This is a genomic window from Pseudomonas sp. TH49 (assembly GCF_016650625.1).
Taxonomy (GTDB): domain Bacteria; phylum Pseudomonadota; class Gammaproteobacteria; order Pseudomonadales; family Pseudomonadaceae; genus Aquipseudomonas; species Aquipseudomonas fluorescens_H.
The window spans coordinates 489,624-509,964 of the sequence record NZ_JAEKFL010000002.1 but is presented as its reverse complement, the minus strand read 5'-3'; the positions used below and the strand labels follow the sequence as shown (position 1 = coordinate 509,964).

19 protein-coding genes are annotated in these 20,341 nt (G+C 60.1%); 13 read left to right on the top strand and 6 right to left on the bottom strand.

The features are described from left to right. Positions 1 to 60: 60 nt before the first annotated feature. From ribBA to JFU48_RS19730, 5 genes are all read left to right on the top strand, one after another. Complete coding sequence (gene ribBA / locus JFU48_RS19750) at positions 61 to 1,170, top strand: bifunctional 3,4-dihydroxy-2-butanone-4-phosphate synthase/GTP cyclohydrolase II (protein WP_201137386.1); 1,110 nt, start codon at positions 61 to 63, stop codon at positions 1,168 to 1,170. A 321-nt stretch (positions 1,171 to 1,491) separates the two neighbouring features. Then, the gene (locus JFU48_RS19745; RefSeq protein WP_003225720.1) at positions 1,492 to 2,517 is read left to right on the top strand and encodes an ABC transporter substrate-binding protein; all 1,026 of its coding nucleotides are present in this window, start codon (positions 1,492 to 1,494) and stop codon (positions 2,515 to 2,517) included. After that, positions 2,514 to 3,458 (top strand): ABC transporter permease, encoded by a 945-nt coding sequence (locus tag JFU48_RS19740; protein ID WP_003225721.1) that lies wholly within the window; start codon positions 2,514 to 2,516, stop codon positions 3,456 to 3,458. The genes JFU48_RS19745 and JFU48_RS19740 overlap by 4 nt, the downstream gene beginning before the upstream one ends. A 6-nt stretch (positions 3,459 to 3,464) precedes the next feature. Beyond that, positions 3,465 to 4,274, top strand: coding sequence for an ABC transporter permease (locus JFU48_RS19735; protein WP_025111627.1), 810 nt, complete (start codon positions 3,465 to 3,467; stop codon positions 4,272 to 4,274). Positions 4,275 to 4,291: 17 nt separating this feature from the next. After that, positions 4,292 to 5,446 carry an ABC transporter ATP-binding protein gene (locus JFU48_RS19730; RefSeq protein WP_201137385.1) on the top strand — a complete coding sequence of 385 codons (1,155 nt, stop codon included), beginning with the start codon at positions 4,292 to 4,294 and terminating at the stop codon, positions 5,444 to 5,446. A 132-nt stretch (positions 5,447 to 5,578) separates the two neighbouring features. Here the strand turns inward: JFU48_RS19730 and map are convergent, their stop codons facing one another. Together map and JFU48_RS19720 are read right to left on the bottom strand one after the other, a co-directional pair. Further along, positions 5,579 to 6,370 carry a type I methionyl aminopeptidase gene (gene map, locus JFU48_RS19725; RefSeq protein WP_103520847.1) on the bottom strand — a complete coding sequence of 264 codons (792 nt, stop codon included), beginning with the start codon at positions 6,368 to 6,370 and terminating at the stop codon, positions 5,579 to 5,581. Next, complete coding sequence (locus JFU48_RS19720; protein WP_003225727.1) at positions 6,367 to 6,594, bottom strand: ParD-like family protein; 228 nt, start codon at positions 6,592 to 6,594, stop codon at positions 6,367 to 6,369. Before JFU48_RS19720 ends, map begins: the two co-directional genes overlap by 4 nt. Before the next feature lie 297 nt (positions 6,595 to 6,891). Between JFU48_RS19720 and JFU48_RS19715 the strand changes: the two genes are divergently transcribed. Continuing rightward, complete coding sequence (locus JFU48_RS19715) at positions 6,892 to 7,827, top strand: Ppx/GppA family phosphatase (RefSeq protein WP_201137384.1); 936 nt, start codon at positions 6,892 to 6,894, stop codon at positions 7,825 to 7,827. A 123-nt stretch (positions 7,828 to 7,950) separates the two neighbouring features. On the opposite strand, the gene metE is transcribed toward JFU48_RS19715, so the two are convergent. Next, positions 7,951 to 10,239 (bottom strand): 5-methyltetrahydropteroyltriglutamate--homocysteine S-methyltransferase, encoded by a 2,289-nt coding sequence (gene metE / locus JFU48_RS19710; RefSeq protein ID WP_201138501.1) that lies wholly within the window; start codon positions 10,237 to 10,239, stop codon positions 7,951 to 7,953. Positions 10,240 to 10,631: 392 nt separating this feature from the next. On the opposite strand from metE, the gene JFU48_RS19705 reads away from it, so the two are divergent. From JFU48_RS19705 to JFU48_RS19695, 3 genes are all read left to right on the top strand, one after another. Beyond that, positions 10,632 to 12,008, top strand: coding sequence for a pyridoxal-phosphate dependent enzyme (locus JFU48_RS19705; protein ID WP_003225732.1), 1,377 nt, complete (start codon positions 10,632 to 10,634; stop codon positions 12,006 to 12,008). Beyond that, a complete protein-coding gene (locus JFU48_RS19700; protein WP_103520846.1) occupies positions 12,005 to 13,177 on the top strand; it encodes a cystathionine gamma-synthase in 1,173 nt (390 codons plus the stop codon). The genes JFU48_RS19705 and JFU48_RS19700 overlap by 4 nt, the downstream gene beginning before the upstream one ends. A gap of 131 nt (positions 13,178 to 13,308) precedes the next feature. Next, positions 13,309 to 14,133, top strand: a complete 825-nt coding sequence (locus JFU48_RS19695; RefSeq protein WP_146774695.1) for a hypothetical protein — start codon at positions 13,309 to 13,311, stop codon at positions 14,131 to 14,133. Positions 14,134 to 14,156: 23 nt separating this feature from the next. Here JFU48_RS19695 and JFU48_RS19690 read toward each other — a convergent pair whose 3' ends face one another. Beyond that, positions 14,157 to 15,107: a toll/interleukin-1 receptor domain-containing protein gene (locus tag JFU48_RS19690; protein ID WP_103486692.1), complete on the bottom strand. Its 951-nt coding sequence runs from the start codon at positions 15,105 to 15,107 to the stop codon at positions 14,157 to 14,159. 844 nt (positions 15,108 to 15,951) lie between these two features. Between JFU48_RS19690 and JFU48_RS19685 the strand changes: the two genes are divergently transcribed. Both JFU48_RS19685 and yecR read left to right on the top strand, forming a co-directional pair. After that, positions 15,952 to 16,266, top strand: a complete 315-nt coding sequence (locus JFU48_RS19685; RefSeq protein WP_003225735.1) for a hypothetical protein — start codon at positions 15,952 to 15,954, stop codon at positions 16,264 to 16,266. A gap of 33 nt (positions 16,267 to 16,299) precedes the next feature. Continuing rightward, positions 16,300 to 16,608 (top strand): YecR family lipoprotein, encoded by a 309-nt coding sequence (gene yecR / locus JFU48_RS19680; protein ID WP_003225737.1) that lies wholly within the window; start codon positions 16,300 to 16,302, stop codon positions 16,606 to 16,608. 2 nt (positions 16,609 to 16,610) lie between these two features. On the opposite strand, the gene JFU48_RS19675 is transcribed toward yecR, so the two are convergent. Then, a complete protein-coding gene (locus JFU48_RS19675; protein ID WP_201137383.1) occupies positions 16,611 to 18,236 on the bottom strand; it encodes an ATP-binding response regulator in 1,626 nt (541 codons plus the stop codon). A gap of 113 nt (positions 18,237 to 18,349) precedes the next feature. Between JFU48_RS19675 and JFU48_RS19670 the strand changes: the two genes are divergently transcribed. Then, entirely contained in the window at positions 18,350 to 18,964 is a 615-nt protein-coding gene (locus tag JFU48_RS19670) for a LuxR C-terminal-related transcriptional regulator (protein WP_201137382.1), read from the top strand. A 54-nt stretch (positions 18,965 to 19,018) separates the two neighbouring features. Further along, entirely contained in the window at positions 19,019 to 19,213 is a 195-nt protein-coding gene (locus JFU48_RS19665; RefSeq protein ID WP_003225742.1) for a PLDc N-terminal domain-containing protein, read from the top strand. Between the two features lie 100 nt (positions 19,214 to 19,313). Here the strand turns inward: JFU48_RS19665 and JFU48_RS19660 are convergent, their stop codons facing one another. Then, entirely contained in the window at positions 19,314 to 20,312 is a 999-nt protein-coding gene (locus JFU48_RS19660; protein ID WP_103483297.1) for a bile acid:sodium symporter family protein, read from the bottom strand. Between the last annotated feature and the right edge of the window lie 29 nt (positions 20,313 to 20,341).

The following is a 20,341-nucleotide window of genomic DNA, read 5'->3' as shown; positions in this document are numbered from 1 at the left end:
CTTTGTTGATTTTGTATTATGGTATACCAATATATTTCCAACAAACCCTGAGAGTCCAGCATGGCCTTCAACAGCATCGAAGAAATCCTCGAAGATTATCGCCTCGGCAAAATGGTCCTGCTGGTCGATGACGAAGATCGGGAAAACGAAGGCGACCTGCTGCTGGCCGCCGACTGCTGCACACCCGAGGCGATCAGCTTCATGGCGCGTGAGGCGCGCGGGCTGATTTGCCTGACGCTGACCGACGACCACTGCCAGCGCCTGGGCCTTGAGCAAATGGTGCCGAGCAACGGCAGCGTGTTCAGCACCGCGTTTACCGTGTCGATTGAAGCGGCAGTCGGCGTCACCACCGGCATCTCTGCGGCTGACCGCGCGCGAACTGTCGCTGCCGCGGTAGCGAAAGACGCCCGCGCTGAAGACCTGGTGCAGCCCGGGCACATCTTCCCGCTGCGCGCCAAGGAAGGTGGGGTGCTGACCCGCGCCGGCCACACCGAGGCCGGTTGCGACCTCGCCCGCCTCGCCGGTTTCACCCCGGCCTCGGTGATCGTCGAGGTGATGAACGATGACGGCACCATGGCTCGCCGGCCCGATCTGGAAGTGTTTGCGCGTAAGCACGGGATCAGGATCGGCACCATCGCTGACTTGATCCACTACCGTCTGAGCACCGAGCACACCATTGAGCGCATCGGCGAACGCGAGCTGCCGACGGTGCATGGCACGTTCCGCCTGATCACCTTTGAAGACCGCATCGAGGGCGGCGTACACATGGCAATGGTCATGGGCGATCTGCGTCGCGAAGAGCCGACGCTGGTGCGCGTGCATGTGATCGATCCGCTGCGTGATCTGGTCGGCGCCGAATACAGCGGGCCGAGCAACTGGACGCTGTGGGCGGCGCTGCAGCGGGTCGCGGCTGAAGGGCACGGGGTTGTGGTGGTGTTGGCCAATCATGAATCGTCACAGGCATTGCTTGAGCGCGTACCGCAATTGACCCAGCCGCCGCGACAGTTCAGTCGTTCGCAATCGCGGATTTACTCCGAGGTCGGTACCGGGGCGCAGATTCTGCAGAATCTTGGGGTGGGCAAGCTGCGCCATTTGGGGCCGCCGCTCAAATATGCGGGGCTGACCGGGTATGACCTGGAAGTGGTCGAGAGCATCCCCTTCAGCGAATAACTCCACAGAACACCACGTTCCCCTGTGGGAGGGGGCTTGCTCCCGAAGGCGCCGTATCAGTCGACATCAATGTTGAATGACCCAACGCATTCGCGAGCAAGCCCGCTCCCACAAGGGGTTTTGCGTTTCAGCCCCATTTCCTCGAACGACAAAAAATGGCTCCGCCAGATAACCGGTAAGGCAAAGTGCTTGCACAAAGTTTGGAATACCATAATATGATATTCCATAGACCGAACGACCTGAAAAACCGTCCGGCTACTGCTCCCGACAGGCGGGCAACAACGCAAGCCCGCTCAAAAACACAACAATGAGGGCGTGAAAATGGTGTTGAACAAAGCTGCAACCGCAATCCTTTTTGCGGGACTGCTGAGCGTGACCGGCCAGGCTGCAATGGCCGCCGAAAGCGTGAACTTCGTCAGCTGGGGCGGTAGCACCCAGGATGCGCAGAAACAGGCCTGGGCCGATCCGTTCAGCAAGGCCAGCGGCATCACCGTGGTGCAAGACGGCCCGACCGACTACGGCAAACTCAAAGCCATGGTCGAAAGCGGCAACGTGCAGTGGGACGTGGTCGATGTCGAAGCCGATTTCGCCCTGCGCGCCGCGGCCGAAGGTCTGCTCGAACCCCTCGACTTCAAAGTCATTCAGCGCGACAAGATCGACCCGCGTTTCGTCAGCGATTACGGCGTCGGCTCGTTCTTCTTCTCCTTCGTCCTCGGCTACAACGAAGGCAAGCTCGGCGCGGCCAAGCCGCAGGACTGGACCGCGCTGTTCGACACCAAGACCTACCCCGGCAAACGCGCTCTGTACAAATGGCCAAGCCCCGGCGTGCTCGAACTGGCGCTGCTGGCCGACGGCGTGCCGGCCGACAAGCTCTACCCGCTGGACCTTGATCGCGCCTTCAAGAAACTCGACACCATCAAGAAAGACATCGTCTGGTGGGGCGGCGGCGCGCAGTCGCAGCAACTGCTGGCCTCCGGTGAAGCGAGCATGGGCCAGTTCTGGAACGGCCGTATTCACGCCCTGCAGGAAGACGGCGCACCCGTCGGCGTGAGCTGGAAACAGAACCTGGTCATGGCCGACATTCTGGTGATTCCAAAAGGCTCGAAAAACAAGGACGCGGCGATGAAGTTTCTGGCCAACGCCAGCAGTGCCAAAGGTCAGGCCGACTTCTCCAACCTGACCGCCTACGCCCCGGTCAACGTCGACAGCGTGGCGCGCCTGGACTCGGTGCTGGCCCCGAACCTGCCGACTGCCTACGCTAAGGATCAGATCACTCTTGATTTCGCGTACTGGGCCAAGAACGGTCAAGCCATCGCGACACGGTGGAACGAATGGCTGGTCAAATGAAAATGGCGGCCACCGCGTCCCGTCCCTCCACTGCCACCGGGAGCGCCACGAGCGCTGCCGGTCCGGCCACAGGCAAGGCGAGTGCAATGGCGCAAGCCCCATCCCTCAGACAACGCTGGCGCGGCGCCGGCAACCTCGTCCCGGCACTGCTGTTCCTCGGCCTGTTCTTTCTCGCGCCGTTGATTGGCCTGCTGTTGCGCGGCGTGCTGGAACCGACCCCGGGCCTTGGCAACTATGAACAACTGTTCGCCAACTCGGCGTATGCACGGGTGCTGCTCAACACCTTTTCGGTGGCCGGGCTGGTGACGATTTTCAGCCTGTTGCTGGGCTTTCCGCTGGCCTGGGCGATCACCCTGGTACCGCGCGGCTGGGGCCGCTGGATTCTCAACATCGTGCTGCTGTCGATGTGGACCAGCCTGCTCGCCCGCACCTATTCGTGGCTGGTGCTGCTGCAAGCCTCGGGCGTGATCAACAAGGCGCTGATGGCGCTGGGGATCATCGATCAGCCGCTGGAAATGGTGCACAACCTGACCGGCGTGGTGATCGGCATGAGCTACATCATGATCCCGTTCATCGTCCTGCCGTTGCAGGCGACCATGCAGGCCATCGACCCGATGATCCTGCAGGCCGGCTCGATCTGCGGCGCCAGTCCGTGGACCAACTTCTTCCGGGTGTTCCTGCCGCTGTGCCGGCCGGGTCTGGCGTCCGGTGGGTTGATGGTGTTCGTGATGTCGCTCGGGTACTACGTCACCCCGGCGCTGCTGGGTGGGGCGCAGAACATGATGCTGCCGGAGTTCATCATTCAGCAGGTGCAATCGTTCCTCAACTGGGGCCTGGCCAGTGCCGGCGCCGCATTGCTGATCGCGATCACCCTGGTGCTGTTCTACTTCTACCTGAAGCTTCAGCCGGAATCCCCGGTTGGCGCCAGCAACGCGAGGTAAGCCGAGATGCTCCTGACTCCCAATGCCATGAGCCGCCGGATGCGTTTCGGGCTCTACGCCACCACCGGCCTGATCGGCCTGTTCCTGCTGTTGCCGATCGTGTTCATCGTCCTGCTGTCGTTCGGCTCGTCGCAGTGGCTGGTGTTCCCGCCGCCGGGCTGGACGCTGAAATGGTACGGCCAGTTCTTCTCCAACGCCGACTGGATGAACGCCGCTGCGGCCAGCCTCAAGGTTGCCGTGCTGACCACGATCTGCGCCGTGGCCCTCGGTTTGCCAACCGCGTTTGCTCTGGTGCGCGGACGCTTCCCCGGTCGGGAAATGCTCTACGGCCTGTTCACCCTGCCGATGATCGTGCCGCTGGTGATCATCGCGGTGGCGGTGTACGCGCTGTTTCTCAAGCTCGGTTACACCGGGACCATGTTCGCCTTCGTCGTCAGCCATGTGATCGTCGCGCTGCCGTTCACCATCATCTCGATCATCAACTCGCTGAAGCTGTTCGATCAGTCGATTGAAGACGCGGCGGTGATCTGCGGCGCCTCACGCTTGCAAGCGGTGTTCAAGGTGACCTTTCCGGCGATCCGTCCGGGCATGGTCGCCGGCGCCCTCTTCGCCTTTCTGGTTTCGTGGGACGAAGTGGTGCTCAGCGTGATGATGGCCAGCCCGACCCTGCAAACCCTTCCCGTGAAAATGTGGACCACTTTGCGCCAGGACCTGACCCCGGTGATCGCCGTCGCTTCGACACTGCTGATCGGCCTGTCGGTGTTGGTCATGGTGATCGCCGCCGCGCTGCGCCGGCGCAACGAAATCAGCGCCTGAGCGCCCAGGAGTACGACATGAGTGCCGTGATCAAAGACGCATCCCAGCAGAACGACAAACCTCTGGTCAGCCTGCGCAATCTGAACAAGCACTACGGCGACTTTGCCGCCGTCGACAACATCTCGCTGGACATCAAGGACGGCGAGTTCCTGACCTTCCTCGGCTCCAGCGGCTCGGGCAAAAGCACCACGCTGTCGATGCTCGCCGGGTTCGAAACGCCGAGCAGCGGCGAGATCCTGGTCAACGGTCAATCGCTGGTCAACGTGCCGCCGCACAAACGCGACATCGGCATGGTGTTCCAGCGTTATTCGCTGTTCCCGCATCTGTCGGTGCGCGACAACATCGCTTTCCCGCTGGCGATTCGCAAACTCGCTGCCGCCGAACGTGACAAGCGTGTCGATGCGATGCTGAAACTGGTGCAGCTCGAACAGTTCGCCCATCGCCGCCCTTCGCAGTTGTCTGGCGGACAACAGCAACGCGTCGCCATCGCCCGGGCGCTGGTCTACGAGCCACGGATTCTGCTGATGGACGAACCGCTCGGCGCGCTGGATAAAAAACTGCGTGAAGACTTGCAGGATGAACTGCGCCAGCTGCATCGGCGCCTGGGCATCACCATCGTCTACGTCACCCACGATCAGGAAGAAGCGATGCGCTTGTCGCAGCGCATCGCGATTTTCAGTCACGGCAAGATTGTTGGTTTGGGCAGCGGTTATGACCTGTATCAGAACCCGCCGAATGCGTTTGTCGCGTCGTTCCTCGGCAACTCGAACTTCCTCAAGCTCAAGGCCCAAGGCAATGCGGCGGCGAGTTTTGAGGGGCAGACGTTGTCGATTCGCCTGACTGCCGGCTTGCACACCGAGCAGGATGTGCTGCTGATGGTGCGGCCGGAAAAAGCTGTGGCGCTGAGCGTGCAGCAGGCGAGCGAGGAGCCGCTGGCAGCGGGTTGGAATGAGGTGTCGGCCAAGGTCGTGGAGGTGCTGTTTCTTGGTGAAAGCCAGACCTGCAGCGTGGTGACGTCGGGCGGTACTTCGATGACGGTTAAAGCGCTGTCGGCGGCGGGCATGCCGCTCAAGGCTGGCGATCCGGTGCGAGTGCGCTGGGCGACGGCGGACGCCTGCGTCTACACCGAATGGACCGACAGCGACCTCAACAAAGCCGCCGGCGCCCACTGAGGATCCCGGTAACACCGCAAATCCCCTTGTGGGAGCGGGCTTGCTCGCGAAGGCGGTGTGTCAGTCACTGTTTATGTTGAATGACACACCGCCTTCGCGAGCAAGCCCGCTCCCACAGTTTTTTTGTGGCGCTTAGCTAATCGGTGCAAACCCTTCAATCTGATCCGGCCACGCCGTCAGGATTTCAAAACCCGTCTCCGTCACCGCGACCATATGCTCCCACTGCGCCGACAGCGAGCCATCCTTGGTCAGCACCGTCCAGCCGTCCGGCATGTTCTTCACATGGCGCTTGCCGGCATTGAGCATGGGTTCGACGGTGAAGATCATCCCCGCCTTGAGCTTCATGCCCTGATTGGGAAAGCCGTAATGCAGGATCTGCGGCTCATCGTGATAAACCTTGCCAATGCCATGCCCGCAATACTCGCGCACCACGCTGAAACCTTCGCTCTCCGCCAGGCTCTGGATCGCATGACCGATGTCGCCCAGTGTCGCGCCCGGACGCACCATGCGAATGCCGGCACACATCGCGTCGTAGGTGGTCTTGATCAGGTGTTGTGCTTCAGGCGTCGCCTCGCCGACCACGTACATGCGGCTGGTGTCGCCGAACCAGCCATCCTTGATCACCGCGATGTCGAGGTTGACGATGTCGCCATCCTTCAGCGGCGTGCCCGACGGGATGCCGTGGCACACCACGTCGTTGACCGAAGCGCAGACGGTTTTCGGGAAACCGTGATAACCGACGTTGGCCGGAATCGCTTTCTGCACGTTGACGATGTAGTCGTTGCACAACCGATCCAGCTCATCGGTAGTCACCCCGGCCTTGACGTGCGGCACCAGCATCGCCAGTACGTCGGCGGCCAGCTTGCCGGCAGCACGGGACTGGGCGATTTCGGCGGGGGTATTAATCTTGATCTGGTTTCTCATGCGCTGACGGCTTCCTGAGTCAGTTGATGCAGATCCAGCCCGCCGTTCTGTTCGGCGCGGATCAGCAAGCGGCAAATGGCGCTGTGGTCGAGGTTGGGGTGCAGCTCGGCGAGCATGCCGATGCGCATCCAGTGCTCGGCCTGCGCGTTGATCGAGCGGCTGAGCGCGTTGCTGGAGATGCGCAGGTTCTCGTGCATGTCTTCTGAAATCTTTACGATGCCCATATCCGAATCCGATACAAAGTGTATATGGATCGTATATTAGCCAGACGACGCCCACGATTGCAAACCTTGCGTAGGGATTGCCAAATCGCGGGCAAAAAAAAGCTGCCCAAAGAGGCAGCAAAAACTTTAAGAACACGCGATGTATTGGGCTCAGGATAGACGCCGGATAATGACAGTGTCATGACAGCCGATAATTCACTGAACCGCCCCTGCCCCGTCATCAGGATGTCATCAAGCGCACCGCAGAATCCTCGCAAACCGTCTTGAGCCTTCGACGGATGCTTTGCAGGGATTCCCATGAAAGAAGACGCCTCGCTGTTTGCCGCCATCGACCTGGGTTCGAATGCGTTTCGGATGATGATCGGCCAGTCGGTGCGCAGTCGTAAGGGTTTCATGATTCAGGAGGTCAAAACCCTGCGTGAACCGGTGCGGCTGGCCGAGGGCTTCGACGGCGGTGCACTGGACGAAATGGCGCTGGATCGTGGCTGGCAGGCGCTGGCGCGGTTCGGCAAGAAACTGCGCGGCTTCGAGGCCGGCAAGGTGCGGGCAGTGGCGACCAGCGCGGTGCGCGAGGCCGACAATGCGCAGTTGTTTCTGCACAGTGCCGAACGTCATCTGGGTTTTCGCATCGACGTCATCTCTGGCCATGAAGAGGCGCGACTGGTCTATGCCGGCGTCGCCCATACCCTGCCGGGCGCTGAAGACATGCGCCTGGTGGTCGACATCGGCGGTGGTTCCACCGAGCTGATTCTCGGCCAGGGTTCACAACCGCTGCTCACTGAAAGCATCGCCATTGGCAGCGGCACCCTGGGCGCACGCTATTTCCCCGACGGACGCATTGCGCCCGGTGCACTGCAGGAAGCCGAGCGTGTGGCGATCATGCAATTCGAGAAAGTCGCCCGCCGCTATCGCGCACAGGGCTGGCAGCAGACCATTGGCTCGTCGGGCACGGCGCGGATGCTGGCGAAGGTGCTCAAGGCCAATCGCTTGAACGATTTCGGTCAGGACGGCATTACCTATGGCGGGTTGTTGCGTTTGTCGCTGTTGCTGCTGAAGGTGAAGAACGTTCAGCAATTGAAGCTGGCAGGTTTGCAGCCGCATCGCCAGAGCATTTTGCCCGGTGGGCTGGTGCTGATGCTGGCGGCGTTCAAGGTGTTTGGCATTTCGCAGATGGTGCCTTCGGAACCGGGGCTGCGCCTCGGTGTGTTGCACGGTTTGATGAGCCGTCACTGACACCCTACACACTCCAGTGTGGGAGCGGGCTTGCTCGCGAAGGCGGAGTGTCAGTCGAAAATTATTTAGCTGACACTCCGCTTTCGCGAGCAAGCCCGCTCCCACAGAGACGGAGTTAGCGCTTTACGCCAGTTCTTTGCGCAACTGCCGGGCAGCGGCAACCATATGCACCAACGCCGCTTCTGTCTCCGGCCAGCCACGGGTTTTCAAGCCGCAATCCGGATTGACCCACAACCGCTCCGCCGGAATCCGCTGCGCCGCCTTGCGTAGCAGGTTGGCCATCTCCGAAGCATCCGGCACCCGTGGCGAATGGATGTCGTAAACGCCCGGGCCGATCTCGTTCGGGTAATCGAAGGCCTCGAACGCCTCCAGCAGTTCCATGTCCGAGCGCGAGGTTTCGATGGTGATCACGTCGGCATCCATGGCGGCGATGGACTCGATCACATCGTTGAATTCGCTGTAGCACATGTGCGTATGGATCTGCGTTTCGTCGCGTACACCGGAGGCACACAGGCGGAACGCTTCGGTTGCCCAGTCCAGATAGTGCTGCCATTGCGCGCGCCGCAGCGGCAGACCTTCGCGGAATGCGGCTTCGTCGATCTGCACGATCCTGATCCCGGCGGCTTCCAGATCCACCACTTCGTCACGGAGCGCCAGCGCCAGTTGCCGCGCCTGCACTTCACGGGACACATCTTCGCGCGGGAACGACCACATCAGCATGGTCACAGGTCCCGTCAGCATGCCTTTCATGACCTTGCCGGTCAGGCCCTGGGCGTAGCGAATCCACTCCACGGTCATGGCTTGCGGACGGCTCAAATCACCGAAGATCACCGCTGGTTTCACGCAGCGCGAACCGTAACTCTGTACCCAACCAAAACGGGTGAACGCGTAGCCGTCGAGTTGCTCGGCGAAGTACTCGACCATGTCGTTGCGCTCGGCTTCACCGTGCACCAGCACATCGAGGCCCAGCTGTTCCTGGATTTGCACGGCGTGGCGGATTTCGCTGTACATGGCTTCGGTGTATTCGGCTTCGCTCAGTTTGCCTTGCTTGAACGACTGCCGCGCCAGACGGATCGACGCGGTTTGCGGGAACGAACCGATAGTCGTGGTCGGAAACAGCGGCAGATCAAGACCGGCGCGTTGCTGGGCAATGCGCTGGGTAAATGGCGATTGGCGCTGGCTGTCCTGCGCGGTAATGGCTGCCACACGGGCCTGCACCGCCGGTTTATGAATGCGCGGCGAGGCGGCGCGGCTGGTCTGTACCGAGCGACTTTGGGCCAAGGCGCGCAGCACTTTCGGCGCTTCCGGCTGGTTGACCGCCTGCGCCAGCACCGCAACTTCCTCGCACTTCTGCACGGCAAACGCCAGCCAGCTTTTCAGCTCCGCATCGAGTTTGTCTTCGCGGCCCAGATCCACCGGACTGTGCAGCAACGAGCAGGACGGCGCGACCCACAGGCGATCACCCAGGCGCTCATGTGCATGCTGCAAAGTCGCCAGCGCATGTTCCAGGTCGCAGCGCCAGACGTTGCGGCCGTTGACCACACCCAGCGACAGCACTTTGTAGGCCGGCAGGCGATCAAGGATGGTCGGATACTGTTCCGCTGCACGCACCAGATCGATGTGCAGGCCATCGACCGGCAGATTGGCGGCCAGACCGAGGTTTTCTTCCAGACCACCGAAGTAGGTGGCGAGCAGTTTCTTCAGCGGATCACGCTGGATCTGGTTGTAGGCACGCTCGAAAGCGTTCTTCCACTCCTGCGGCAGATCGAGCACCAGAATCGGCTCGTCGATCTGCACCCATTCCACGCCGAGGGCGGCAAGCCGCGCGAAAATCTGCCCGTACAGCGGCAGCAGGCGATCGAGCAGTTCCAGCTTGTCGAACTCGGCGCCTTTGGCCTTGCCCAGCCACAAATAAGTCAGTGGGCCGATGATCACCGGTTTGACGTTATGCCCCAGTGCGCGGGCTTCTTCGACCTCTTCGAACAACTGCTCCCAGCCAAGCTGGAACTGTTGATCAACGCTGAATTCCGGGACCAGATAGTGGTAGTTGGTGTCGAACCACTTGGTCATTTCCTGCGCGTGCGCACCACCGCAGCAGCTGTCGCTGACGCCACGGGCCATGCTGAACAGGGTCTGCAGGCTGGCCTTGCCATCGTGCGGACGGAAACGCTCGGGGATCACCCCGAACATCAGCGAGTGGGTCAGCACCTGGTCGTACCAGGCGAAATCGCCCACCGGCAGCAGCTCGATCCCGGCGTTCTTCTGCAACGCCCAGTGGGCCTTGCGCAACTCGCGACCCACTTCACGCAGGCCGGCCTCGTTCAGTTCTCCTTTCCAGAACGCCTCTTGCGCTTTTTTCAGTTCGCGGTCGCGACCGATGCGCGGAAATCCGAGGGAATGGGCCAGTGCCATGACAAACAACTCCAATGTCTTGTTGATGGCGGCCATTGTCGGGATCGAGCGCTAGTGAGACAAACTCATTTTAATCTTGATGATCACAAGTTTCCCTCATGATCAGGTATCAGCAGTGTGCTCGCTGAAAACACGGTTTGCCCTGCAGGATATTCGTCCGCAGATCAAGTGGTGGGTCACGGTTACGACGCCCTTTGAATACTCAATGGCGCCTTGATGTAAACCCTCTGGAACCCAGCCTTTGCGGGCTTCGATTCTGTTCTATGGTTAGATCGAAATGGCTGTATCGGCGGCTGACTAAAGGTTGCGACAGATCATGTCTGCGCCTATGTTGCACGCGAGCTTTTCCCCGCGAATGGAACGCGATCAACACCACTACAAGAGGTGAAGAAATGTCAAAGGATTCACGCCCTGCCGTACTTGGGCTGATCGGCAATACGCCGCTGGTACAAGTTACCCGCTTCGATACCGGCCTCTGCACACTGTTTCTCAAACTGGAATCACAAAACCCCGGCGGCTCGATCAAGGACCGCGTCGGTCTGGCGATGATCGATGCCGCTGAACGCGACGGCCGCCTGCAACCGGGTGGCACCATCGTCGAGGCCACCGCCGGCAACACCGGTCTGGGCCTGGCACTGGTCGGTCGCGCCAAAGGCTACCGCGTGGTGCTGGTAGTCCCGGACAAAATGTCCACCGAGAAAGTCCTGCACTTGAAAGCCATGGGCGCCGAAGTGCACATCACCCGCTCGGACGTCGGCAAGGGCCACCCCGAGTATTACCAGGACGTGGCCGCACGACTGGCAAAAGACATTCCCGGCGCGTTCTTCGCCGACCAGTTCAACAACCCCGCCAACCCGCTGGCACACGAGTGCAGCACCGCGCCGGAGATCTGGGCGCAGACCGAGCATGATCTGGACGCGATCGTGGTCGGTGTCGGTTCCTCCGGTACCCTGACCGGCCTGAGTCGCTTCTTCAAACGCGTACAACCGGATCTGGAGATGGTCCTCGCCGACCCGGTCGGTTCGGTAATGGCTCAGTACAGCCGTGACGGCACGATGCCGACCCCCGGTTCGTGGGCGGTAGAAGGCATCGGCGAGGATTTCATTCCGTCGATCACCGACCTCAGCAGCGTGCGCCACGCCTACTCGATCAGCGATGAAGAAAGCTTCGACCACGCGCGCCAGCTGCTGCGCGCCGAAGGCATTCTCGGTGGCTCGTCGACCGGCACCCTGCTCGCCGCCGCGCTGCGTTACTGCCGCGAACAGACCGAGCCGAAACGCGTGGTCAGCTTCGTCTGCGACACCGGCACGCGTTATCTGTCGAAGGTCTACAACGACCAGTGGATGACCGATCAGGGCCTGTTGCAGCGCAAACGCTATGGCGACCTGCGCGATCTGATCGCCCGGCGTTTCGAAGATGGCCGCGTGATCAGCGTCGGCCCCGACGACACCCTGTTGACCGCGTTCCAGCGCATGCGTCTGGCGGACGTTTCGCAACTGCCGGTGCTGGTTGAAGGCAAACAACTGGTCGGGGTGATCGACGAATCGGACATCCTGCTGCCCGTGCACGAAGACGCCGCGCGCTTCAGCCAGTCGGTCTCCAGCGTGATGACCGACAAACTGCAAACCCTCGCCCCCGGTGCGCCCCTCTCTGAGCTGGAATCAGTGCTCAGTCGCGGCCTGGTGGCGATCATCGCCGACGCCTCCGGCTTCCACGGCCTGATCACCCGCACCGACATGCTCAACCAATTACGGAGATCCCTCGCATGAGTCAGCACGACGATAAATCCCAAGGCTTCGCGACCCGGGTGATCCACGCCGGGCAAGAGCCTGACCCGACCACCGGTGCGCTGATGCCGCCGATCTACGCCAACTCGACGTACCTGCAAGACAGCCCCGGCGTGCACAAAGGCTTCGACTACGGGCGCTCGCACAACCCGACGCGCTTTGCCCTGGAGCGCTGTGTGGCGGATCTGGAAGGTGGCACCCGGGCGTTCGCTTTCGCTTCCGGGCTGGCGACGATTTCCACTGTCCTCGAACTGATCGATGCCGGCTCCCACGTGATCTCCGGCAATGACCTGTACGGCGGCACGTTCCGCCTGTTTGACAAGGTGCGTCAGCGCAGTGCCGGGCATCGTTTCAGCTACGTCGATCTGACGGACCTGTCGGCGTTCGAAGCAGCGCTGCAGGACGACACACGCCTGGTGATTGTCGAGTCCCCGACCAACCCGTTGCTGAGCCTGTCGGATCTGGCCGCGATTGCGCGCATCTGCCGTGCACGCGGGATCATCAGCGTCGCCGACAACACCTTTGCCAGCCCGTACATTCAGCGCCCGCTGGAACTGGGTTTCGACATCGTGTTGCACTCGACCACCAAGTACCTGAACGGTCACTCCGACGTGATCGGTGGTATCGCAGTGGTTGGGCAGAACCCTGAACTGGCGGAAAAACTCGGCTTCCTGCAGAACGCGGTCGGCGCGATCTCCGGCCCGTTCGACGCATTCCTGACCCTGCGCGGGGTAAAAACCCTGGCGCTGCGTATGGAGCGTCATTGCAGCAACGCGCTGGAACTGGCCAAGTGGCTGGAGCAGCAACCGCAGGTCAAACGCGTCTACTACCCGGGCCTGCCGTCGCACCCGCAACATGAGTTGGCCAAGCGGCAGATGCACGGTTTTGGCGGGATGATTTCGGTGGATCTGAACAGTGATCTGGAGGGCGCACGGCGTTTTCTGGAAAACGTGAAGATCTTTGCCCTGGCCGAAAGCCTCGGCGGTGTCGAAAGCCTGATCGAGCACCCGGCGATCATGACCCACGCGACCATTCCCGCTGAAACCCGCGCAAAACTCGGAATCGGCGATGGCCTGGTGCGTCTGTCGGTGGGTGTCGAAGACCTCGAAGACCTGCGCGCCGATCTGGCGCACGCACTGACCAAAATCTGATCCTGCAACAACGACAAAGCCCGCAGCAATGCGGGCTTTGGTGTTCGAGTAGGCGGCCAGTGCTGGTCTCTGGCTTACAAGGTTTATCGGGCCTCTCACAGTACGAACAAACCTCTCCTTGCAACCATTCAATGTTGCACTTTGAACCAAGCATTGCAGGCCACCATGCGGAAATAGTGGCACTTAGCCTTGCCTCCGGGCAGAATCACTGGTCGGCGGAATATGCCCCAGGCACGTCGCGCTATTCACAGATCCGGCTCGAAATCCCAAGTCTATTTACTTTATATCTGCGCAATGAAAATGGAGTGTTCATGCAAACCTGGATAGCAATCGCTATAAGTTTCGTCGTAATCATTTGTGCATTCATGTTTCTTGCCTGGGTTCTGACGTCTGCACTTGAAGACTATTTCAAATCAAAATGGGAGAAGGATTTCAACGAAGACTTGATTCTGGCCATCAAAATCAGCCAGCCTTCATGGCCGCAAATCCTGCAAATTGCCGCTTCTCGCCAGGTCAGGAACGAGCGCATCTATTGGATTCTGCAACGACTGCTCAGGGAAATACTGACAGGAAGAAACACCGAGTTGAGTGCACACAGAGATTTGGTAGAAAGCTATATCGCACAGATGAAAGAGACGGAGCCTTTCGAGGGAATGCCCAAGGAAATAAGAATCCACCTTGAGCGCCTGCGAGAGCAGTTGACGACCCCTGCACAGTCCATGGAACCGTTAGCCAACCAAATACGTGAACTGCTCGCCGTAAACGACAAAGAACGAAAGCAACAGAAGTACTACACGACAGGCGGATTTTTTATCGGTATTTTTGGACTCGCTTTTGCGATCTATCCATTGGTGTCTCCAAATACACCCTCGCCGCCCGAGACAGCGAGCACGCAATCGACATTGTCTGCCCCTCAGCGACCAGCCCCCCAACAGGACACTCTTTCCGGAAAATAGCGGGCGGCCGGCTATGTATTCGATTACACCAGATGTTCTAGCGCTGCGTAGCCTTCGGCGTCGTTGAGAAGGATATTGATCAGTTCGGCAGGTGCGAGATTGAACGACTCAGTCTTATAAGTCATGGCGAATACGCTTCTGGCCAGAATCGCACCAGCCGAAGTCAGCATTGCTTGGTCGCCCGAGCTTTCACGATCCGGAAAAAACGCCGACATGGTCGCGGTTCCCAGCGCACACATGCCTCGCGACGGACTAAAGTAATCCCAATGCCAGCGTCCTTTTGAAGGGCAATACGTCGGATTATCGTCACCCAGCATGCCCCCCCACTCGTCGCTATCCCACATCCACTGAGCCGGGAGTAACAATCGCGGTTGCTGCCCAGTTTGAAACACCCGCACTTCATGAGTACGTGCAGTCCCCCATAACTCCATGTTCTGACGCCTGAAATAAGCGTTGGCCCGCTGGCGCAGATCATATGCCTTGAGCCTTTCCGCAATATTGGTGCTCACTTGTGCCTGCGTCGCTCCGTCAGCTACACCGAGTAATAAAGAGCTCAAGTCCAAACCGCGCTCATGTAACGGATGAACATTCAGGTAAGCCCTGCCTGCCAGCGGCTCTGGCAAGTCCGCTGAGCTATCGGCGTCGAAAATCAATGGAATGATCCTGACGCCAACGTGATCAGCGATTTGCGTCAGCATCTGCAGTTCTCGATGCAAGCCAGAGTTGACCCGCTGCGCTGCGACCAGATAGTCGCTGTCACAAATACAAAACACATTGATCGGCCGTTGCTCTAGCGCACGGGCAATGACGTTGTCGATCGATTCACCGAATCCAATACTGTCCCGATCCCAGAACACTCGATATTTCCAATCAAGAGGCTCGATAATGCGCTGGCGTAACCATTCCTTTTGCTGCAGCGACCCACCCCACGCATAGGAAATAAAAATCGCGTCCTTTTTTTCCTCTTTCAGCATTCGAACAGATTCCTTTTAGTATGAGTGTCACCGGCAACCAGAATCGTGAGAGCAGGATAATGTCCGAGCAACAGTCTATAAACTCTCATTCAACGCATCACTCGCGGCGTCTTAATGATTTCGCATTCCGTCGCTACGGCGAGATCCCTTTCAGCGAGGCATAAAAGCGTCGGGGATCAACTTCGCCATCGGTTCCGTCACTGACAACAGCTCCGGCCGTTTTGCCTGATCCCAATTGAACCCCGGCAAAACTGGATATCGGCGATGGCATTGTGCGTTTTTCGGTGGATCTCGAAGACCTGCGCGCCGATCTGGCGCACGCACTGACGAAAATCTGATCCTGCAACAATGACAAAGCCCGCAGCAATGCGGGCTTTGGTGTTCGAGTAGGCGGCCAGTGCTGGTCTCTGGCTTACAAGGTTTATCGGGCCTCTCACAGTACAAAAGCAACCATGGAAAAAGAGCGGTGCTCTGCTGCCTCACACGGCATAAGGGCTGGATCTCAGCGCGGAGATCTTTCTAACCGTGTACCTTTCGGAACGCGCCCCACGTCCCCTTGCTATCCGCTTGCGCATCAGTCTGCGTCTTCGCCTACATCCTTGAGCCTAGCAAAAGCCACAAGATCCGCCTCAGTGTTTTTAGACTGATTTCCTTTTTTGCACCGGCCTGCAAGGAAGCTAAACGACTATCGCCTCGGGTCGCACTAGCACATTTGTGCTAATCGACCGCCCCGCCACCCGGCGTTATATTCCCTCGCAACCCCCGATGCTCCCCAACATTGCCGCTGTGCAGTGCGCGGGATCGTTGTGCCTGGAAATCAGAACAACACCAAGGAAGAAACACCATGAAACTGCATTCCAACCTCTGCAGAGTGGCCATCGTCAGCGCTCTGCTGCTTGGCGCCAGCGGCTGCCAGACCGCCAAGCCCACCGAAGCCAGCATGAAAGAACGCGCCCAGACGGTCATCGGTAAACCGGTGTCGAAAATCGACAACATCCGCAGCGACAGCACCCTCACCTACTACACCGCCTACACCCCGGCCGGCGAATACAACTGCGAGTTGCCCAGCGGCGCGATTGTCGCCGTGGCGAGCATGGGCATCATGAGCCCGCCACTGTCGTGCCTGCCGAAAGGCGCCTCGCCGATTCCGTTCCAGTAATTCCTCATCCCCGGTAAAGGACAACGTTCCATCATGAAAACCCTGATCGCAACTCTCACCCTCACCGCGCTCGCCCTGAGCGGCTGCGCCACGCCCAAACAGTGGGAAGCCACCGGCGGCAGCAAGAACGACGGCGTGGTTCAGGTCTCCTATGAATTGGGCCAGTTTGAAAGCGGCCAGACCAACGCCGCGCAAGGCCTGACTGTCGCGATGGAGCGCTGCAAGACCTGGGGCTACAAGAACGCCGAGGTGACCGGTTCGGAGAAAAATATCTGCCGCACCATGGGCCAGTTCAACTGCCTGCAAACCACCATCACTCAGGACTACCTCTGCAAGCGTTGAAATCAGACCTGCGCGACCGGCTCGGTTTGCCGGTCGCGCAGGGTTCGCAAGGTCGCGCGCAGCTCGGCCGGGCGTACCGGTTTGGACAGGATGGCAATTTGGCGGTCGTGCAAGGCCGCCTGTATTTTCTCGATGTCATGCCCGGTGATGATCATCGCCGGCACCGCAAAACCACGCTGGCGCCGCACAGCGTCAATGCACTCGATACCCGTGGAATGCGTTCCCAGATCGTAATCGGCGACGATGATGTCGCAATCGGTGACCAGACCCTGCCCGCTCAACTCGCCCTGCACCACGCAGCCCCAGCGCTTCAGCAGCGCGGACGTCGCCAGCAACACGTTGCGGTCATCTTCCACCAGACACACCTTCAGCCCGGTCAACAGGCCGGCCTGCCGCACATCGTCACGATTGACCGGCAACTGGGGTGCCATGGCCAGCGGCAAGCCATACAGCGTGACCGCCGTGCCGCGCCCAAGCTGCGAGCGCAACGCGACATCGACGCCAATCAACTGCCCCAGACGCTTGACGATCGACAGCCCGAGGCCGACGCCTTCCACGTCTTTGTCGCGTACCTGACGCACCCGATAAAACTCCTCGAAGACCCTCGGCAGGTGCTCCTCGGCAATGCCGTTGCCGCGGTCATAAATCACGATGGCCAGCCCGGCGCCGCGTTTGCGCACGCCGATCAGCACCGGGCGTTGCGCGCCGTACTTGAAGCAGTTGGAGAGCACGTTCTGCACCATGGTCGCGAGCAATGCCGGATCGCTCTGCACCCAGTGTTTGCACGGGCGCAGACGCAACTCCACGCCGGCCCAGCGCGCGGCCTCGGCGTTCTGGCGGATCAGGTCGGCCAGCCACTCGCCGAGATTGAACACCTGCAGCCTCGGCAGAATGCGCCCGTTGTCGAGGGTGTAAAGGTCGAGAATCGAACGGAACAACTGCGAGACATTGAGCAGCGAACGGTCAATGTTGTCGACCAGTTGCCGCTCCTGCTCGCCCAGCCGCGACTCGCGCAGGCACGCCGTAAACAGACCGATGGAGTGAATCGGTTGACGCAGATCGTGACTGGCCTGGGCGAGAAACCGCGACTTTTCCAGATTGGCCGCGACGGCTTCTTCCGACGCCTTGCGCGTGCGCTCCAGCAGCAAGTGCGCGTAGAACGGGATCACCGTGCTGGTGAGCATCAACATCAACACCATGAACGGTTGCGCCTGCCACACCGGCGTCAAGCGATACACCGCCAGCAGCGCCACCAGCGCCAGACCGGTGGCAATCGCCAGATAGCGCGAGCCGTAGCGCATGCCGTTGCCCAGATTGACCCAGATGATCACCGCGTACAGCGGCAACGCCGCTTCACCGCCGAGCACCAGGCCGAAACAGGTGCCGGTGTAATCATGGACCATGCCGAAAATCCGCCGCGCCGGGTAATGCCCGGGCCAGCGCGCAATGGCCTGGCGCAAGCCGACCGACACCAGCAGAAACACGAAGATGTAAGTCACTACCGGCAGATAAGTATCGAAGCGCTGACCCGGCAGCACACCGAGCACGCCGATGTAAACCATGGCGATGCTGGCGATGATGATCCGCAGATTGGCCTGGTCGAGTTCGGTGTTTTTCTCGAACTTCATGGGCAACGTCCTTGTGCAACAGTCGTCAGATTCAACACCAATCGACAGGCGACCCTGGCGCGCGGTGCTATGGTGCATGCCATAAACAACACTGATCCAGGGAGGGTCACGCCATGACATGCCGCATCATCATAGCCGACGATCACCCGATGTTTCGCGAAGCCATGCGGCACACCGTGCAGCGCCTGCTGCCCGAAGCAACTATCGAAGAAGCCGGGGACCTCGACGCCGTGCTGGCCTTGCTGCCTGGTGGCAACGAGCCGGACACGTTGATTCTCGACCTGCGCTTCCCTGGCCTGACCTGCATCAGCCAACTCGCCGAGCTGCGCCGAAAACTGCCGCGCACCACGCTGATCGTGGTGTCGATGGTCGACGACGAGACGCTGATCGGTGAAGTGATGGCGGCCGGCATCGACGGTTTTATCGGCAAGAACATCGCCCCGGATGAGATCGGCCAGGCGATTCTGGCGATCCGTGAAGGCGAAGTGCTGGTCAGGTTTGCGCCTTCCGGGCTGTTGCCGCTGGAGACCGGCACCGCCCTCACCCCGCGTCAGCAAGATGTGTTGCGGCTGATCGCCCAAGGCAAGACCAACAAGGAAATCGCTCGGGAACTGGATATTTCGCCGTTCACCGTGCGCATCCATGTGTCGTCGTTGTTGCGCACACTCAATGTGCCGTCGCGGGCAGCCGCGGCGGTGAAGTATTCCGGAGGCAGTGGCGCAATTTAAATGAACCCTGCGCGCCGAGGCTCACCTAACTGAAAGACCATCAGGAGGTAGCCCATGCAAATTGAACCCGTCTGGATCGTACTCGCCGTCGTTCTTGTGCTCATTGAATTGTGGGCGATCAACCGGGTGCGCAAAAGCGCCGGTAAAGGCAGCAACAAAGGCGTGTGGATTATCGCCATCGTGTTCGTGCCGTTGTTTGGCCTGATTGCCTGGGCACTGGCCGGGCCGAAACACGTTACTCAGGATTGACACAACAAAATCCCCTGTAGGAGCTGCCGAAGGCTGCGATCTTTTGATCTTAAAAGTCAAAAGATCGCAGCCTTCGGCAGCTCCTACAGGGAAGCAGTGTTTATGGATCAACTTGCGCCATCAACTCCGGCACCGATTCCGGCCGCTTGGCATAACGCTGCGCCAGCACCGCACAGACCATCAGCTGAATCTGATGGAACAGCATCAGCGGCAGAATCAACACGCCGATGGTGCTGCCGGCAAACAACACCTGCGCCATCGGCACGCCAGTGGCCAGGCTCTTTTTCGAGCCGCAGAACAGAATGGTGATGCGGTCCTCCTGACTGAAGCCGAACGCCTTGCCCAGCAGGGTCGACGCCAGCAGCACCAGCGCCAGCAGGATGCAGCAGACCACCACCAACCCCAGCAGATCGACCACCGGAATCTGATGCCAGATGCCTTCGTTGACCGCCTCGCTGAACGCGCTGTAAACCACCAGCAGAATCGAACCCTGATCGACAAACTTCAGCCAGTTCTTGTTGCGTCCGACCCACGCACCGATCCAGCGGCGAGCGATTTGCCCGGCAATGAACGGCAGCAGCAGTTGCACGCTGATCTTCAGAATTGCATCGAGGGTCGAGCCGCCATCGCCGTGTACATTCAACAGCAGGGTCACCAGTAACGGCGTGAGGAAGATCCCGAACAGGCTCGAGGCCGCCGCACTGCAGATCGCTGCCGGAATATTGCCCCGGGCCAGCGAGGTGAAGGCAATCGCCGACTGCACGGTGGCGGGCAACGCGCAGAGGTAGAGCATGCCCATGTACAGCTTGTCGCCGATCAGCGGAGACAGCAGCGGTTTCAATGCCAGGCCGAGGATCGGGAACAGCACAAAGGTCAGGCCGAACACCAACAGGTGCAGGCGCCAGTGGCCGGCGCCGGCAATGATTGATTCACGCGAAAGTTTGGCGCCGTGGAGGAAGAACAGCAGCGCAATGGCAATGTTGGTCAGCCAGCCAAATCCCACCGCGACCTGCCCGCTGGCCGGCAGGAAACTGGCCAGCAGCACGACGCTGATCAGGGTCAGGGTGAAGTTGTCGGGCAGGAATCTTGGGCGGGTCATGGTTTGCTCATCCGGGGGTTGCCAGTACG

Coding starts and splice junctions, on each gene's coding strand:
- ribBA (WP_201137386.1), top strand. CDS start 61: ATGGCCTTCAACAGCATCGAAGAAATCCTCGAAGATTATCGCCTCGGC.
- JFU48_RS19745 (WP_003225720.1), top strand. CDS start 1,492: ATGGTGTTGAACAAAGCTGCAACCGCAATCCTTTTTGCGGGACTGCTG.
- JFU48_RS19740 (WP_003225721.1), top strand. CDS start 2,514: ATGAAAATGGCGGCCACCGCGTCCCGTCCCTCCACTGCCACCGGGAGC.
- JFU48_RS19735 (WP_025111627.1), top strand. CDS start 3,465: ATGCTCCTGACTCCCAATGCCATGAGCCGCCGGATGCGTTTCGGGCTC.
- JFU48_RS19730 (WP_201137385.1), top strand. CDS start 4,292: ATGAGTGCCGTGATCAAAGACGCATCCCAGCAGAACGACAAACCTCTG.
- map (WP_103520847.1), bottom strand. CDS start 6,370: ATGAGAAACCAGATCAAGATTAATACCCCCGCCGAAATCGCCCAGTCC.
- JFU48_RS19720 (WP_003225727.1), bottom strand. CDS start 6,594: ATGGGCATCGTAAAGATTTCAGAAGACATGCACGAGAACCTGCGCATC.
- JFU48_RS19715 (WP_201137384.1), top strand. CDS start 6,892: ATGAAAGAAGACGCCTCGCTGTTTGCCGCCATCGACCTGGGTTCGAAT.
- metE (WP_201138501.1), bottom strand. CDS start 10,239: ATGGCACTGGCCCATTCCCTCGGATTTCCGCGCATCGGTCGCGACCGC.
- JFU48_RS19705 (WP_003225732.1), top strand. CDS start 10,632: ATGTCAAAGGATTCACGCCCTGCCGTACTTGGGCTGATCGGCAATACG.
- JFU48_RS19700 (WP_103520846.1), top strand. CDS start 12,005: ATGAGTCAGCACGACGATAAATCCCAAGGCTTCGCGACCCGGGTGATC.
- JFU48_RS19695 (WP_146774695.1), top strand. CDS start 13,309: ATGTTGCACTTTGAACCAAGCATTGCAGGCCACCATGCGGAAATAGTG.
- JFU48_RS19690 (WP_103486692.1), bottom strand. CDS start 15,107: ATGCTGAAAGAGGAAAAAAAGGACGCGATTTTTATTTCCTATGCGTGG.
- JFU48_RS19685 (WP_003225735.1), top strand. CDS start 15,952: ATGAAACTGCATTCCAACCTCTGCAGAGTGGCCATCGTCAGCGCTCTG.
- yecR (WP_003225737.1), top strand. CDS start 16,300: ATGAAAACCCTGATCGCAACTCTCACCCTCACCGCGCTCGCCCTGAGC.
- JFU48_RS19675 (WP_201137383.1), bottom strand. CDS start 18,236: ATGAAGTTCGAGAAAAACACCGAACTCGACCAGGCCAATCTGCGGATC.
- JFU48_RS19670 (WP_201137382.1), top strand. CDS start 18,350: ATGACATGCCGCATCATCATAGCCGACGATCACCCGATGTTTCGCGAA.
- JFU48_RS19665 (WP_003225742.1), top strand. CDS start 19,019: ATGCAAATTGAACCCGTCTGGATCGTACTCGCCGTCGTTCTTGTGCTC.
- JFU48_RS19660 (WP_103483297.1), bottom strand. CDS start 20,312: ATGACCCGCCCAAGATTCCTGCCCGACAACTTCACCCTGACCCTGATC.